This is a genomic window from Klebsiella sp. WOUb02 (assembly GCF_050058015.1).
In the GTDB taxonomy this organism is placed as follows: Bacteria; Pseudomonadota; Gammaproteobacteria; order Enterobacterales; family Enterobacteriaceae; genus Klebsiella.
In genome coordinates this window covers 46,204-61,379 of record NZ_CP170105.1, presented here as the reverse complement: position 1 = coordinate 61,379, position 15,176 = coordinate 46,204, and the positions used below count along the sequence as shown (strand labels likewise).

16 protein-coding genes and 7 pseudogenes are annotated in these 15,176 nt (G+C 52.6%); 10 read left to right on the top strand and 13 right to left on the bottom strand.

The features are described from left to right. Positions 1-10: 10 nt before the first annotated feature. Both ABOC21_RS00885 and ABOC21_RS00880 read right to left on the bottom strand, forming a co-directional pair. On the bottom strand, positions 11-601 hold the full coding sequence (locus ABOC21_RS00885; protein ID WP_426811965.1) for a DUF6475 domain-containing protein: 591 nt from the start codon (positions 599-601) through the stop codon (positions 11-13). Continuing rightward, positions 601-1,137, bottom strand: coding sequence for a hypothetical protein (locus tag ABOC21_RS00880; protein ID WP_426811964.1), 537 nt, complete (start codon positions 1,135-1,137; stop codon positions 601-603). The genes ABOC21_RS00885 and ABOC21_RS00880 overlap by 1 nt, the downstream gene beginning before the upstream one ends. A 154-nt stretch (positions 1,138-1,291) precedes the next feature. On the opposite strand from ABOC21_RS00880, the gene ABOC21_RS00875 reads away from it, so the two are divergent. Continuing rightward, positions 1,292-2,460 (top strand): IS3 family transposase gene (locus ABOC21_RS00875; protein WP_426811963.1). Its coding sequence is split into 2 segments (ribosomal slippage): positions 1,292-1,547 and positions 1,547-2,460, totalling 1,170 coding nucleotides; the frame shifts between segments, so codons are not numbered across the junction. Between the two features lie 29 nt (positions 2,461-2,489). Here ABOC21_RS00875 and ABOC21_RS00870 read toward each other — a convergent pair. From ABOC21_RS00870 to ABOC21_RS00860, 3 genes and pseudogenes are all read right to left on the bottom strand, one after another. After that, positions 2,490-2,840: pseudogene (locus ABOC21_RS00870) on the bottom strand (replication protein); the annotation flags it as partial. A 333-nt stretch (positions 2,841-3,173) separates the two neighbouring features. Further along, positions 3,174-3,494 (bottom strand): CII family transcriptional regulator, encoded by a 321-nt coding sequence (locus tag ABOC21_RS00865; protein WP_426811962.1) that lies wholly within the window; start codon positions 3,492-3,494, stop codon positions 3,174-3,176. A 20-nt stretch (positions 3,495-3,514) separates the two neighbouring features. Beyond that, positions 3,515-3,664, bottom strand: coding sequence for a hypothetical protein (locus ABOC21_RS00860; protein ID WP_426812009.1), 150 nt, complete (start codon positions 3,662-3,664; stop codon positions 3,515-3,517). Between the two features lie 236 nt (positions 3,665-3,900). On the opposite strand from ABOC21_RS00860, the pseudogene ABOC21_RS00855 reads away from it, so the two are divergent. The 4 genes and pseudogenes from ABOC21_RS00855 to ABOC21_RS00840 all read left to right on the top strand — a co-directional run. Then, positions 3,901-4,434, top strand: a pseudogene (locus ABOC21_RS00855) (helix-turn-helix domain-containing protein); the annotation flags it as partial. A gap of 220 nt (positions 4,435-4,654) precedes the next feature. Next, positions 4,655-5,173, top strand: coding sequence for a ClbS/DfsB family four-helix bundle protein (locus ABOC21_RS00850; protein WP_426811961.1), 519 nt, complete (start codon positions 4,655-4,657; stop codon positions 5,171-5,173). A gap of 18 nt (positions 5,174-5,191) precedes the next feature. Then, complete coding sequence (locus ABOC21_RS00845; protein WP_426811960.1) at positions 5,192-6,412, top strand: ISL3 family transposase; 1,221 nt, start codon at positions 5,192-5,194, stop codon at positions 6,410-6,412. 273 nt (positions 6,413-6,685) lie between these two features. Next, the gene (locus tag ABOC21_RS00840) at positions 6,686-6,991 is read left to right on the top strand and encodes a hypothetical protein (protein WP_426811959.1); all 306 of its coding nucleotides are present in this window, start codon (positions 6,686-6,688) and stop codon (positions 6,989-6,991) included. 141 nt (positions 6,992-7,132) lie between these two features. Here the strand turns inward: ABOC21_RS00840 and tnpC are convergent. The 3 genes and pseudogenes from tnpC to ABOC21_RS00825 form a co-directional block, all read right to left on the bottom strand. Beyond that, a pseudogene (tnpC, locus tag ABOC21_RS00835) lies at positions 7,133-8,747 on the bottom strand (IS66 family transposase). Between the two features lie 20 nt (positions 8,748-8,767). Continuing rightward, positions 8,768-9,115: an IS66 family insertion sequence element accessory protein TnpB gene (gene tnpB / locus ABOC21_RS00830; protein ID WP_426811792.1), complete on the bottom strand. Its 348-nt coding sequence runs from the start codon at positions 9,113-9,115 to the stop codon at positions 8,768-8,770. Continuing rightward, positions 9,115-9,528: a transposase gene (locus ABOC21_RS00825; RefSeq protein WP_426811791.1), complete on the bottom strand. Its 414-nt coding sequence runs from the start codon at positions 9,526-9,528 to the stop codon at positions 9,115-9,117. The genes tnpB and ABOC21_RS00825 overlap by 1 nt, the downstream gene beginning before the upstream one ends. Before the next feature lie 135 nt (positions 9,529-9,663). Here ABOC21_RS00825 and ABOC21_RS00820 point away from each other — a divergent pair, with 135 nt between their 5' ends. The 5 genes and pseudogenes from ABOC21_RS00820 to ABOC21_RS00800 form a co-directional block, all read left to right on the top strand. After that, positions 9,664-9,774 (top strand): hypothetical protein, encoded by a 111-nt coding sequence (locus ABOC21_RS00820; protein ID WP_004111705.1) that lies wholly within the window; start codon positions 9,664-9,666, stop codon positions 9,772-9,774. Continuing rightward, complete coding sequence (locus ABOC21_RS00815; RefSeq protein WP_426811958.1) at positions 9,767-9,973, top strand: cell division inhibitor protein; 207 nt, start codon at positions 9,767-9,769, stop codon at positions 9,971-9,973. The genes ABOC21_RS00820 and ABOC21_RS00815 overlap by 8 nt, the downstream gene beginning before the upstream one ends. An 85-nt stretch (positions 9,974-10,058) precedes the next feature. Next, on the top strand, positions 10,059-10,337 hold the full coding sequence (gene gamL / locus ABOC21_RS00810) for a host nuclease inhibitor GamL (RefSeq protein ID WP_426811957.1): 279 nt from the start codon (positions 10,059-10,061) through the stop codon (positions 10,335-10,337). A gap of 9 nt (positions 10,338-10,346) precedes the next feature. Continuing rightward, positions 10,347-11,168: pseudogene (locus ABOC21_RS00805) on the top strand (PD-(D/E)XK nuclease-like domain-containing protein); the annotation flags it as partial. Then, positions 11,161-11,496, top strand: a pseudogene (locus tag ABOC21_RS00800) (recombinase RecT); the annotation flags it as partial. The pseudogenes ABOC21_RS00805 and ABOC21_RS00800, both read left to right, overlap by 8 nt. Here the strand turns inward: ABOC21_RS00800 and ABOC21_RS00795 are convergent. From ABOC21_RS00795 to rpoE, 5 genes and pseudogenes are all read right to left on the bottom strand, one after another. Beyond that, positions 11,497-11,865 (bottom strand): annotated as a pseudogene (locus ABOC21_RS00795) (Arm DNA-binding domain-containing protein); the annotation flags it as partial. It abuts the pseudogene before it with no gap. A gap of 432 nt (positions 11,866-12,297) precedes the next feature. Continuing rightward, complete coding sequence (gene rseC / locus ABOC21_RS00790) at positions 12,298-12,777, bottom strand: SoxR-reducing system protein RseC (RefSeq protein ID WP_426811956.1); 480 nt, start codon at positions 12,775-12,777, stop codon at positions 12,298-12,300. Further along, positions 12,774-13,732 (bottom strand): annotated as a pseudogene (gene rseB / locus ABOC21_RS00785) (sigma-E factor regulatory protein RseB). The gene rseC and the pseudogene rseB overlap by 4 nt, the downstream one beginning before the upstream one ends. Beyond that, positions 13,732-14,382: an anti-sigma-E factor RseA gene (gene rseA / locus ABOC21_RS00780; protein ID WP_426811955.1), complete on the bottom strand. Its 651-nt coding sequence runs from the start codon at positions 14,380-14,382 to the stop codon at positions 13,732-13,734. Before rseA ends, rseB begins: the two are co-directional and overlap by 1 nt. A 31-nt stretch (positions 14,383-14,413) precedes the next feature. After that, a complete protein-coding gene (rpoE, locus tag ABOC21_RS00775; protein ID WP_041146760.1) occupies positions 14,414-14,989 on the bottom strand; it encodes an RNA polymerase sigma factor RpoE in 576 nt (191 codons plus the stop codon). Positions 14,990-15,176: the final 187 nt, after the last annotated feature.

Sequence of the window (15,176 nt, the reverse complement as noted above, 5' to 3'; positions counted from 1 at the left end):
ATACGTTTCATCACTGCCACCTGTGCTCAATGAGCGCCTGCCCGTTGCGAATGAGTTTGGCTTTATCCTTCTCGCCAATCAGGAAAGGCATTGGTTCGCGCTGGAAGCCAGCCCGCATGTTCTGCGCATCATCCATGCCGATCATCACCGTTTCGCATTTGCTGACGCCCGTAATCAGGTAAGAGCGGTAGCGTTTTTCGAACTCGCGAGCCCGAAACGGCGTTTCCTCTTCACTCATCCCGGCGAACTCAATCCATCCCCCCATATCAGCAATCACCGCATGGATAGTCGGGTCGTCGAACACAACGCTATTGCGCCGACCGTAGCTGCAAATGGCTTTGTAGGCCTTAGACCAGGCAAGCAGCGCCCGACCGTCTTTGTTGCCTTCGATATGGCGCAGAAGGTCAGCAGGCTTTGGAAAAAACTGGCCGGTGTCGGTATCTCGGGTATGCCCCTGGAAAGAGCGCATTACGTCCTCAACCGGGTACGGCTTCAGCGCGTTCCAGTAAATCCCTATCATCACTTCGGAGATGTCCTTCCCGTAAATCTCCCCAATTGCCGCCATGGACTGGGCGAATTTTGATTTTTCAGTGTCGTTCATCAGAAAAGCTCTCCTGAATCAGATCCGCCAGCCCAGCGCTGGAGGGTTTCGAGGTTACGTGCGGTTGTTGCTGAGTACTGCCCTTGCGCGATTGCCATGGCATGAGCATCTCCAGCCAGGTCACGCAACTTTTCGACCTGCGCGGCGTCACGCAGAAGTGTTTCAATGCCGTCATAGCGTTTTCTGGAAGGATTCTTGCCCATGAGCCACGGATCACCTTTGGCTCCGGATATTGCCCGGCAGAGTTCATCTGCGGTGAAACCTTCTGCCAGTCGGGCCTTGATGCGCTTGCGGCGTTTGTCGTCAAGCTTTGCTGTTGGGTGGTGGTGTTCGGTCTGCCAGTGAGTAAAAACCAGTCTTACAGGGTCGGTCCTGAGTTCTTCCTGAATCACGTCATCGCCAGCCGGTTTTTCACACTCGTCCCCGGCGGGGACTATAGGGGTAATATTGTCTTTCTTGTCTTTTGTAATAGTGTCTTTTGTGTGTCCCTGTTGTGGTGACAGGTCTGTCACTGTTTTGGTGACACTTTTTGTCACCACCGTAGGGACAGTGTCACCATCATGGTGACTGTCACCACCGTGGTGACATTTGCTGTCACTACCATGGTGACGTACAGGTGTAGTGGCACACTGATACTGGCCACCTGATCGGAGGTGATATGCTCACCTCCACAACACGACAGGTGATCAAATGGCTAAACATTTCACGGCTGAATTTAAGCTCGAAGCTGCAAAACTGGTTGTCGACCACGGCTACACATTTGTTAAGGCCGCCGAAGCGGTTAATGTCAGCCATTCCGCTCTGACTCGCTGGGTCAATAAACTCAGGCTGGAGCGACAAGGTAAAACCCCTGCCGGGCTTCCTCTCACCCCTGAGCAGCTTGAGCTGCGTGAGATGAAGAAAAAAATACAACGCCTTGAAATGGAAAATGAAATATTAAAAAAGGCTACGGCGCTCTTAATGTCGGACTCACTCAACGGTTCACGGTAGTCGACAGGCTAAGGGCGCGATACCCGGTTACGACCCTGTGCCTGACCTTTAAGGTACATCGCAGCAGCTACAGGCACTGGCAGGCTTCGGCCAATGAGCCAGACGGGGAGCGCGTGAATAAACGCAGCCAGGTCATGGAGGCCTGGAACGCCAGTGGCGGTTCTGCCGGCGCCCGAAGCATCGCGAGCATCGTTACCCGGGACTCCGGTGTCAAAATGGGGCGTTGGCTGGCCGGTAGGCTGATGACTGAGCTGGGCATCGCCAGCTGTCAGGTACCCACCCACAAGTACAGGCGTGGCGGTAACGAGCACGTTGAAATACTGAATCATCTCAACCGCCAGTTCGCGGTCACAGAACCAGACCAGGTCTGGTGTGGCGATGTGACCTACATCTGGACAGGTAAATGCTGGGCTTATCTGGCGGTGGTGCTGGATCTGTTCGCCCGTAAACCGGTGGGCTGGGCCATGTCGACGTTGCCGGACTCGACACTGACGGTCAAAGCGTTGCAGATGGCCTGGGAGATGCGAGGTCGCCCAACAGGCGTAATGTTCCACAGTGACCAGGGCAGCCATTATACCAGCCGCAAATATCGGCAAGCACTGTGGCGCTGTCGGATAAAGCAAAGCATGAGTCGGCGGGGCAACTGCTGGGATAACGCCCCAATGGAGCGGTTCTTCCGGAGCCTGAAGACAGAATGGGTGCCGACGAAGGGCTACAACAGCTTCAACGAGGCCCAGAGCGCGATAATCCGATATATCACGGGCTATTACAGCGCCGTGCGGCCTCACTGGTACAACGGCGGCTTAACGCCAAACGAATCGGAGCGACTGTACTACATACAGTCTAATGCGGTGGCCAGTATTAGTTGACCACTACAAGGCCCTGTTTTAGCAGCTGGCACTTCCCACTCGTTCAGATTTTTATTCGGGCCAATTAAAGCCCCTTCCGCGACAAGTACGCGCATCTCAAGAAGCTCATTTTTAGCTGCGTTCACCTTCTGCCGTGGGAGTCTGGTCAACTGTGCAAGCTGAGTGTCTGCAATACGGTCCAGCTTTTTGTTGAACCCGTAAGTTTTGCGGCAAACGGCATGAGCAACCTTTGCCTGATTTTTAGTCAGGTTCGCACCGATAAGCTCCTCATACAGCTCGTTAGCCAGACGGGTATATCCATCGTCTGTATCGGCCACACGTAGCTCCTGTAGTGCCACGACAGGCACAGGAAAATTGATTAATTCGGCGGTATTTGCCATAATTACTCCTGTGAATTGATCCAGTTAATTCGCGTAGAAAGCCGTTAGTGTTCGAGCACTGCGGCTTTCGCCTTTTTCAGAACAGCCCCTGCCGCTTAACAGGCTTTGCTCTTTTCTTTTCGAACTTGTCAGACGGCAATGTCTGCTTCTCTGCCCATAGCTTTGCGTGGCGTAAAACATCATCAAAAATCCTCCCCTTACGACTTGCCTGTGACATGCGCTTGTACATATCGACGGCCTCGTATGCCCCCCCCCCTGAGCCACTGCCTGGGTGAACCCCTGACGCATGAGCTCTTCGCGGACGTTCTTCTCAATGAATTCGATGTGGTTCATTCAGCACCATCCCGATGCCTCATCCCGACCTCTTTTGGCGCGAAGGCCAATATCAGCCAGAGTCTCTAATGACTCCAGGTAAGGACGGGAAACGACCACCGATTCGGGTGGCACAATCTGCAGACCAAGAATCGAGAGTTCTCTTGCCAGTACGGCAAAGTGCCCTTCCCCCTTTCGGCGGCTGGCTGCCGACTCGCTAATCCCAAGATGTTCGGCGTAAACCTTCTGACTGATGGACGAAAGGCGGTTGAGCAGCACACTCTCAATCTCAGTCGGTTTGATGACGGGAGGTTCTGAATTGCGGGATATTGAGTTTTTCATCTGTGATACTTCCTCTGGTGTTAACGGTGGGAAATGGAGTTAAGGATTTCAGCAGCGCTGACCTTTCCTTCAGTAGCAACAACAATTGACTTGATAAATCGGGAGCCAATTTCCGCTCCATTGAGCCATTTGCTAACGGTTGATTGGTTTACGCCGGTTTTTCTCGCCAGCCTCTGTTTGAGAGCCAGCAATATCGATAGCGCGCTTGATTGCATCGTTAACTGTGTCGCTCATAAAAATTCCTCTTTGCATAATTTCAGGTGATTATGCGTTACGGAATTTAAATAAGCAAGTCTATTGGGACTTTGACATGGAATTCTTTCGGGAATATTTTTCGTGCTATGAAAACACTTAAAGAAAGACTGGCTTACGCCATGAGCGCTCTACTGGTAAAACCAACCAAACTGAGCTGGGGAAGCAGGCGGGGGTTCCGCAATCCTCAATATCTAAAATCCTACGAGGTGACAGTGAAACATCACGTCATTCTGGGAAGATTGCAGCTGCGTTGGGTGTTAGTGCTGACTGGCTTATCAATGGCACTGGTTCTATTTATGGAGAAGCTAGCCAACCAATTCAGGCCATTGACGTCTCAAAAAACGTTAAAGTGTTTGATTACAATGGTTTTACCGGAAATTATGTGTCCTGGTTTAATGAACTTCCAGACCATTTTCGCGCTTACATAATCCAGGGCTATACGGGGATATCACAGGCACCTTCCGGTGCTGTAGTGATTGTTGATCCTTCGACTCCGGTCTCTGCCAATGACTTAGTTTTAATTAAACTAAAAGAATCAATTTCCGCATTCAGATATCACATAGGCGGAGATGGTAATGGATATTTATCCGTAGACGATCCCCGTGTTCCTTTGGCGCCAGTGTCTGATCCGTCATCTGTAGTAGGGCCTATCGTCCAGCTCTTCATCCCAGAATTAAAAAAGTAAACAATAGCTCTATCAGGAGCCGAGGAGCTCGAATAACTCCCCGGCCCCATTCGCACATACAAAACGCCCATATATCAACCCCCTGGCACAACTGCCAGCGCCTTTAAGCCTGTATATTCATGGGTCTTCCCCTGTTGTGGTGGGTGGTACATAATTGATTGATTTTCAAACACCACACAGTGCCTTTATGGTGTCTCTTTTTACATGAGAGGGAATTCTTATGAGTGTGCCGCAAACAAAAGCTGAACTGCTTTTAGCTATTGATAAAAATTTTAGTAAATTAATTAGTTACCTCAACGCAATCCCACCAGAAATTACTTCAGATAAATCAATGGATGGACACGCCAAAGGAACGGAGATGAGTGTTCGTGATCTCGTTTCGTATCTGCTTGGATGGAATGCTCTTGTTGTAAAGTGGATCACTTCTGATGCTAAAGGTCTGCCTGTCGATTTTCCAGAAACTGGCTATAAATGGAATCAGCTTGGTCTTCTTGCTCAAAAATTTTACTCAGATTACAGTAAGTTAAGTTATGGATTGTTAGTGGCTGAACTTCAGACTGTAAAAAAAGAGATTGTGAACCTTATTGATGATCGTACCGATGATATTTTGTATGGAAGACCATGGTACACAAAATGGACGATGGGGAGAATGATCTCATTTAACACATCTTCGCCTTACGCCAACGCTAATGGAAGATTAAGAAAGTGGGCAAAAAATAATAATATCAGTTTGAAGTAAGCATCAGAGTGAAATTATATGGACGAAAAATCTCTCTATGCCCATATCCTTAACCTGACTGCTCCATGGCAGGTTAAATCCCTTATCCTCGATGAAAAGGCAGGTTTCGTTACTGTTACAGTCGGCATCGCTGAAAATACTCAGTTAACCTGTCCGACCTGCAGGAAATCCTGTTCTGTTCACGATCACCGACATCGTAAATGGCGCCATCTTGATACCTGCCAGTTCATGACATTAGTAGAAGCCGATGTTCCCCGCGTTATGTGCCCGGAGCATGGCTGCCAGACTCTGCCTGTACCGTGGGCAGGTCCCGGCAGTCGGTACACGCTGCTGTTCGAATCGTTCGTGCTCTCATGGCTAAAAATCAGCACCGTTGATGCGGTCAGGAAACAACTTAAACTTAGCTGGAATGCCGTTGACGGCATTATGACGCGCGCGGTTAAGCGCGGCCTGTCCCGGATTAAAAAGCCTTTATCAGCGCGTCATATGAATGTAGACGAAGTCGCCTTTAAAAAAGGGCATAGGTATATAACCGTGGTATCTGATCGCGACGGACGGGCGCTGGCATTAACCGATGATCGTGGCACAGAGAGTCTTGCCAGCTATCTCCGTTCGCTCACTGACAGTCAGTTGCTGGCCGTCAAAACACTCTCGATGGACATGAATGCGGGCTATATAAGAGCAGCGCGTATCCATTTACCCAATGCGGTCGAGAAAATCGCCTTCGATCGCTTCCATGTGGCCAAACAACTGGGCGAAGTGGTTGATAAAACCCGCCAGAATGAACATCCGCACCTCCCTGTTGAAAGTCGTCGTCAGGCAAAGGGGACGCGCTTCCTGTGGCAGTACAGCGATAAGTGGATGACGGAATCCAGGCAGGAGAAGCTGGTATGGCTGCGCGCACAGATGAAGCTGACGAGCCAATGTTGGGCGCTGAAAGAGCTGGCAAAGGACATCTGGAACAGCCCCTGGAGCGAGGAAAGACGGAATGACTGGCAGAGATGGCTGGCGCTGGCGGCTAACAGTGATGTTCCCCTGATGAAGAACGCGGCTAAGACGATAGGGAAAAGGCTGTACGGCATCCTGAATGCCATGCGGCATGGAGTCTCAAACGGAAACGCGGAGGCGCTGAACAGCAAGATCAGATTACTGAGAATAAAAGCCAGGGGATACCGCAACCGAGAGCGCTTTAAGCTGGGAGTAATGTTCCACTACGGGAAGCTGAATATGGCGTTCTGAGCTTTCCCACCATGATCGGGGAAGACCCATATTCATACAGTATACATGCTGAAACACAGTATTCCAGTAAAAAAATTCCCTTAAGAATCACCGCCACAAACACCTTAAGAATAATTTTATCAATCCACTATTGACTTGAACTATTCCTTATCGCATAGTTAGCTCATCCAAACAACACCGGCAACGCCGGTAATCGTAACAAAGCTCAGCTGGCCTTCTATAAGGGCTAATCAAGCGAGGTATGACATGTCACAGCAATCAACAAGATCCGACATGAGCAGAAAAGTAACGATTAGCTATCTCGGGAAGCGTGGCGGGGAGTGGTTCATTGTCTCCCCGTTAACGTTTGCTGCCGGGAATCAGCTACTGCTGGGACTTGAGGTAAGCGAAATCGAATCGGGCTTTGTCATCGGCGATGTACCCAAAGACCCGACAAAATTCGATGAATTCCTCTTTGGTGTCAGCATACGCGCGATAAACAACAACACCCTGGTTCTGGAGCACCTGAATCGTTATTTCGGTGTTTCTCTGCCAGGCCTCGAAAGTTGCTGGCAGTGCGTGTGCGTCGGTAAAAACTGACAGAAATTCTTTGTACTGGTTTTCGTCCCTGTAACAAAACAGGGGAATGACTTTTTGGGACATGTCGAACCTCCTTCGATTCTTAGTTGTGGAAAACCAAAGATATACCGTAAGCGCCCCATAATGAACGTGGCGTAAGGATTATTTTACGGAGGATAGGTTCCAGGGCAGCAGCTCATGTACCCGGTTTGAAGGCCAGTCGTTGATCTTGCTTATCACCTCGCACAACCAACCTTCCGGCTCCACACCGTTCAGTTTGCAGGTGCCAAGCAGGCTGTAGATGATGGCTGCTGCCTCACCCCCGTTGTCAGAGCCGAAGAACAGGTAGTTCTTTCTGCCAACCGCCACCGCGCGCAGCGCGTTTTCTCCGATGTTATTGTCGATTTCCACCTGACCGTTACGGCAGTACTCATTCAGGGCGTGCCACTGTTTCAGTATGTACGCGAACGCCTTCGCCGTCTCCGCGTGAACCGACAGCGTCGTCATTTGCGCCTCTATCCACTCGTGCAGCGATGTCATCAGCGGAACCGACCGTGCTTTTCTTATCTGCAGCCGTTTCCCGGCCGGGCTGCCGCGTATTTCCGCCTCGATGGCATACAACGCACCTATACGGTTCAGCGCTTCATTCGTCATTTCTGTCGGGCGTCGAACATGCTCATCGTGGATTTTCCTTCTGGCATGCGCCATGCACGCTGCTTCTCTGATGTGCCCGGACTCATACAGCGTGTCGTAAGCACCGTACGCATCTGCCTGAAGCACGCCTCTGTACCCTGAGAGATGTCGCTGAGGATGTTCCCCCTTACGGTCCGCTGAGTACGAGAACCAGACTGCCGGCGGTTCTGGCACCCCGGCGTTACGGTCATCCCGGACGTAGACCCACAGCCGACCGGTTCGCGTTTTACCACTCCCGGGCTCCAGCACCCTGACCGGCGTGTCATCAGTGTGCACCTTGCCAGCCTGCATAACGTACTGGTTGAGCGCCTCATGCAGCGGACGAAGCCGGTTGCCCATCATCGCGACCCAGCGGACCATCGTGTTACGGCTCAGCGCCAGTCCATGACGGGCGTAGATTTCTGTCTGCCGGTACAGCGGCGTATGCTCCACATATTTTCCGACCAGGATGCGGGCCAGCAGGCTGCTGCCCACACGACTGCCTTCTACCGGCTTTGCCGGGAGCGGGGCCTGCACGATAACGTCGCACCGGCTGCACGCCAGCTTCGGTCGGACCGTTTCGATGATTTTAAAGGCGGTTTTGATGATCTCCAGTTGCTCAGAGAGAGTTTCTCCCATCACCTTCAGACTCTCCACCACATGACAGGCAGACGCTGGTCGCTGGCAGTAAGGTCTGTGTTTCCCGAGGCAGGTCGGCTGGCAGCGGTTTTCGGGCGGTGTGGCGGGTGGGTTTTTCTGGCGTCGTTTGCGACACGACAACACTATCTGCTGGTATATCCGGTACCGGCTCGTTGCCATTCAGGCAGGTTTTTGCCGCCTCCAGTCGGCTTTCCAGCTCTGACAACCGTTTCTCTGCCTGGCGGATTTTGTTTTCCAGCTTATTACGGCTCTTTTCCGAACTCTGACCGAACAGCATTCGCCGTAGTTTATCCAGCTGTGCTTTCAGGCGGTTGATTTCCTGCTCATAACCCGCCACCTGGCCTGCATACTGGCGCAACCGGGTCTGCTGGTCGTTCAGCATCGCCCGCTGTTTACGCAGCATGGCTTTTAACTGGTCGATATCGTCAGGGAGTTCATTTTTCATACACCCGACATTACAACAGGTTACACCCGCAGGCCAGGACGTTGTGATGACTGTGGATGTTTCCAGTTGAGGCCTTCCAGCAGCATAGCCAGTTGCGCCGGGGTCAGATGGATCTTCCCGTCGCTGACAGCGGGCCAGACGAAGTGTCCACGCTCAAGACGTTTGATGAACAGGCACAGACCATCCTCATCGGACCACAGTAGCTTTACCATATCACCACGGCGCCCCCGGAAGATGAACAGGTGGCCGCTGAATGGGTCCTCGTTGAGGACATTCTGCACGCGGGAGGCCAGGCCGTTGAAGCCGTTTCTCATGTCGGTAACGCCCGTCACCAGCCAGATGCGGGAACCCGCAGGAAGGGATATCATCAGCCACCTCTCTTCAGTTCGCGAACCAGAGCCGACAGCATGGCCGGGGTGAGGTTGCCGGACAGCTTCAGGCGTGCACGGCCGATACTGACCTCACAGCATTGCCCGGCATCCGGTGGCAGGCTTTGCGCTGATGCTGCCGGGAGCTCGGGCAGCGCGGGTCGTGAGTATTCGGTGGTCACAACAGGAACGATATCGTCACTGATAATGGCCGGTGCTGGGGGTGTATCAGATGGCTCATCAACCAGATGACGATAGCGCTGACGCCAGGTGAACAGCAGGTTGTCATTAATCCCGTTCTGGCGGGCAAGCCGTGCCACGCAGGCACCGGGTTGCAGTGATCGCTGAACCAGGTCGAGTTTGAACGGCATGGAGTAGGTAGCCCGCTGGCGTGGGACTGTCGGTTGGGTCATTTGTGATAGAGTCCATTTAAAAATTAAGTGGACTCTATCATCACCGGATTAAAGGTACGTCGACAGACGTCGTTGCCGGGGCGCTTACGATATACCGGGGGAAGGTTCGGCACCAATTAGGGGGGGGGTAAGAATATGAGCAGAAACGGCATTCGTTCACTGGTGATTGTCCTGGCTATCTGCCTTGTTGCCTGGTCAGCGACAATTATCAAAATTCTTCACGTAACGGGGGTGTTCAATGGTTAGCCATCACTACGGAACCCAGACTCTTAATCGAGGAGCCGTTCAACCCGGAATGCTCGTCAGACACCGGGAAAGCATCTGGACAGCATCAGATAGTGCCCGTGGTCGCCTCTACCTGAATCGTGCCGCTGAGCGCACTTACACCACCGATTTGCTGGTTGAGGTGCTCCTCAACGATTCAGGTCACAGCCTGAGCCAGTAAGCCGGGTCAGGCAACAAACGAATTTAACTGAACGGGCAGCTATTACGGTGCCGGGCGTTTCACAACCAAATTTCAGGAGCGAGCTATGAACGCATACCGCGCATACGACGCTATCGAAGAACGCAGATGGGTTGAGCAACAGATCGAAGAGGAGCACGAAGCGTGGGTAGAGCGGCGCGCTCAGGAGTTGATTGCGGCCCTGCCGAAATCACCCGCCCTGCTTAGCCTGTTCCTGGATTCAGGGTTAGCTGTCGCGCTGTATGGCGACAAAGCTGGTGAGGCATTTAACGACTTCATCACCATCGCTGCCTATGAAAGGGCGGAGGTTGAGTGGCAACTCAAAGTTTCGTCCTGCCCGTTTTAACTGGAGGTCAATGTGAGACCAGGAATTTACATGGATATTTCCAACGAGGAATACCACTCGGGGCCCGGGATAAGCAAATCCCAACTGGATGACATAGCGATCAGCCCGGCAACCTACCAGTGGCGCAAGAGGGCCCCAGTAGACGAAGAAAAAACAAAAGCGCTTGACCTGGGAACGGACTTTCACTGCGCGGTGCTGGAGCCGCACCGGTTCGAAAAAATGTACCGGGTCGCACCTGATATTAACCGCCGGACCAATGCGGGAAAAGCAGAAGAGAAGGCGTTTTTTGAGAAGTGCCAGAAAGATGGGGAGATGCCAATTACGTACGACGAAGCGCGAAAAATAGAATTAATGCGCGGGTCGGTTATGGCACATCCGATTGCCAGGCAGCTAATCACTGCCAACGGCCATGCCGAGGCGTCGATCTACTGGAACGATGAACAATCAGGTCAGCTTTGCCGCTGCAGGCCGGACAAATTTATCCCTGACTGGAACTGGATTGTTGACGTCAAGACGACCGCAGATATGCGTAAGTTCCGCCGTGAATTCTACGACCTGCGCTACCACGTTCAGGATCCGTTCTATTCAGACGGGTATCAGCACCAGTTTGGCGAGTTGCCAACGTTCGTATTCGTCGTAACCAGCACCACCATTGAGTGCGGTCGCTATCCAACAGAGGTTTTCTTTCTTGATGAGGAAACCAAAACCGCCGGGCGCAATGAATACCGGTCAAATTTAGAAACCTATGCAGAGTGTCTGTCACGAGATGAATGGCCAGGCATAGCAACCCTGTCACTGCCCCGCTGGGCAAAGGAGATACGCAATGACTAATCAACCACCGATCGCATCAGCAGACCTGCAGAAAACTCAGCAAGGTAAGCAGGTAACGAAAACCCCAGAGCAGACCCTGGTTGGATTCATGAATCAGCCGGCTATGAAAAGCCAGCTTGCGGCAGCACTCCCGCGGCACATGACCGCCGATCGCATGATCCGCATCGTGACCACAGAGATTCGGAAAACGCCAGCGCTGGCAAAATGCGATCAGTCCAGCTTCATCGGTGCTGTTGTCCAGTGCTCTCAGCTTGGCCTTGAGCCCGGAAGCGCTCTTGGTCATGCATATCTCCTGCCTTTTGGTAACGGCAAATCAGCATCGGGGCAATCTGAGGATTTGATCAGATGTTTCCTTTTGAATACAGACCATCTCGTGCCATTCACGAAATAATTCTTCAAACGTGTGCTGACTGTTTATTTTTGCTTTGTCCAGACTCTGGCGGATTCGGGGATTCTCACCCCGGGCAAGGATAGCAGACCATTTAACGACCTCATCGCGAGCGGCCTTAAGCCCAAACTCAGGGTAACTACCGATTGTCATCTTGTCCTGCTTACCAAGAAAACGGTAACGGTAGAAAAAGGTTACCGCCCCCTTCCGGGATATGCGAACCCATAGGCCATCGCGGTCTGATTTCTCTTCGACCTTCTCTCTTTCACGCCCGAGGCAAGACTTTAGATAACTATCTGAAATAGCCATAGAAAATAATCCACCGTGTCCATCAGAAATGTTGTGATCGTGTCCATCATAGTTCATGGACGCGACTATGGACACAAAAAGAGTGGCTTATGTTGTCTTAGGTTGTCTGTATATGTAAACAGTGGTTTTTCGAAGAGGGTTGATTCTGGCGGGTCTTGAGCGGGAAATTGTCTAAGGTTGGCTTAGGGTGTCATGGTATCAATTGTCGATGTGGGCGATGATTGAAAAGTTACGTATATTCTTCATATTTAGAGTTAATTATGCCTTACGCGTATCATGAGGCCACTGTTCTGTGCCTGACGTTTTTTAATCCGAAAACGCCGCATTCTACACTACATCCTTGAAACCAGGAAATGCTCTTACAGCTAGCATAGCCGGAGTAAATGGCGGGCTCTTACGGGAATGGTAAATAAAAAACAGAGGCCAGTGGAATCACTGGCCTGCTTCTGAAGAGGGGGTCTCGATACGCACTAAATCGGGCGCTAAACCCACGCTAATGATGATCGGCTGCCACGACTGCCGAGCGGCCAGGCCGGGAGAGAGCCCGCGCGCAACCAGGAATCCGCCGACGCCGCCAAGTAGCGCGCCGCAGAGGGAGGCAAAATCATTAGCGAACAGCACCTGGAAGAGGGATGCCATCACAAACAGCCCAACCAGCGGCGCCATATACACCAGCAGCGCGGAGCCTAACAGGCTGCTCTCCGCGATGCCGAGCTCGACTTTTTGTCCGGGGCTCAGCGGCTGCGCGCTGGGCACGCTGATGGTGTGGCTGGTTTGCGGCCCCAGCTTATTCAGCACCCGGCTACCGCAGCCGGCGCGCGAGGCGCAGCTGCTGCAGGATGCTTTGACGTCGCAGTGTACCTGCGCCATGCCGTTGTGCCAGGAAACGACGGTCGCCCACTCTTTAATCATTGTACGGCCCTGAATTTGATGCTGTCGGCAATGCGCTTAGCCGTTTGCGGCGGCAGTTCGCCCACCACGGTAATCTCCGCGCCGTCGCGTACCGTCGTACTCACGGTACGACGCCCGGTACGCAGCAGCTGATCGCTGCTGTTTGCCGTTGCGCGGTTCACGTTAATCGAGAAGCTAAACAGCCCGTCCGAATAGAGGCGAGATTCCACCGGGCCGTCGAAGGTTGGCAGACGGCGCTGGCTGCTGGATATCTCGGAGATGCCCTGCGGTAGCCAGGCCGGAGCCCAGTTGAAGTTGGCTTTATCGCCACCTTCCGGCACCGACAGCTGCGGAGGCAAATTGGCCTTGGCCAGCGTCTCCATGCTGCTGCTCACCTTATCGCCAACGCTAAAGGACACAACCCGGAACTGCTCGAGGGTTTCGCCATCGCGGTCGAGCAAATCAACCCGCATCGGCAGCCGGGTTTCCGCATCGAGCCAGACGATATAGCTATAGCGCGTTCCGTCTCGCGCCACCACGCGGATCACTTCGCACAGGCGATCGGCAATACGCGTACGCCCCACGGAGATGAAGTCGTAGTAGGACGCCAGACGCTTGAAGTCGGTATAGGCCAGCGAAGGCAGGGAATCAACGATGTAGTCGCCGTTCAAGGTGAACGGGTCGAGCCCGGGCTCAAAGTAGCTGATCTCGTTACCGCGCAGCACAACCTCACGGCGAGGGCCATCGAGGCTGCAGCAGCTGAGCGAGAGGTTGATTGTTCAGCCGCGCGTGACGATAACGCAGCGACTCAACGCCCTGTTTGTTGATACTGACGAAGGACAGACTCATAATTGAGGGACTGGCTAGCCAGGTTCATTTGCTGCAACAACGCCCCGGAAGAGGTATCAGCCGAGGCGTTGACAGAGAAGAACAGGCTGCCTGCCAAGAGCGACATGGCACACCAAAGTTGCTTCATTACTGCGATTGCGTTCCTAAAGTTTGATAACCCGGTACCTGAACGGCGGCCTGCTGAGTCTGAGCTTGACCAAACTGAAGCTGTTCGGCGTGCAGGCGACGCTGTAATTCATAGTCCTGCAGCATAGCATTGATACGACGACGCTGCTCCTGGACCTGCACCTGCTGACCGGATCCTGCGGAAGCATCTGCCGGTACGCCCAGGCTGACCGGACTCGCTTTGCCCATCATCGGCATGGTGTTAAACACCGGCGCTTCAGGCTGCTGAGATGATTCGGTTTGCCCATTATACTGCTGGACGCCGACGATAACAGCAAGAGATACGCACGCGGCGACGCCCATTTGCGTAAGCGAGCTGGCCCACGGACGCACTTTCTGCCAGAAAGGCATCTGACGCCACTGATGCGGTGCCGGCTGAGATTCGGGAATAAGCGGCGCCGTCTGGCTAACGGGCTCGTTTTCGATGGCGGCCATCACGCGCGCTGAGATATCAAAGTGGAGCATCTCGGCGGTGTCGCCTCGCAGCGAATCGCGGATGAGATGGTAGCTCTCCCAGGTCTTTTGCATTTCAGAAGAACCGCTCAGCTCATTAAGCAGTTCGTTATCCAGCGTTTCACCATCCATTAAGGCCGAAAGTTTTTCTTTCTGCATGCCTGATACCCTTTTCAGTATTCCGCTATCGTCAACGCCTGATTAGCGGTTGAACTTTATTATCAATAGCTTCTCGTGCCCGGAATATACGCGAACGTACCGTTCCTACCGGACAATCCATGATAGCTGCTATCTCTTCATAGCTTAGGCCATCAAGCTCCCGCAACGTAATTGCCATGCGTAAATCTTCCGGGAGCGATTCAATGGTACGAAAAACTATTTGTCTCAGCTCTTCTGACAACATTAAGTTCTCAGGGTTCGAAATTTCTTTCAGCGCCCCGCCGCTTTCGAAGTTTTCAGCCTCATTGGCATCGACATCGCTGGACGGTGGGCGACGACCCTGAGCAACCAGATAATTCTTCGCCGTGTTTACGGCGATACGATATAACCAGGTATAAAAAGCGCTATCCCCACGGAAAGAGTCCAGCGCACGCCATGCTTTTACGAACGACTCCTGAACAACGTCAGGAATATCGCCCTGCGGCACGTAGCGGGAGACCAGGCTCGCGACCTTATGCTGATAGCGCACCACCAGCAGGTTAAACGCTTTCTGATCTCCTTTCTGGACCCGTTCGACAAGGACCTGATCCGTTAACTGCTCGCTCATCCGAGGTAATGTCTCCCCAAACCTAATTCCCATGAGTCTTCAAAGCACTACCCAATCACTGCATTATGAGCAAGCAGTCATTGGAGTACCTGAAAACAATAAAGTTCCGTTACGCCTTTGATTTTTGTCTGGCAACGGCGGACGATTTGTTATCTCTCATTATAAGTCCCGTTACTCAGCCGCAGAT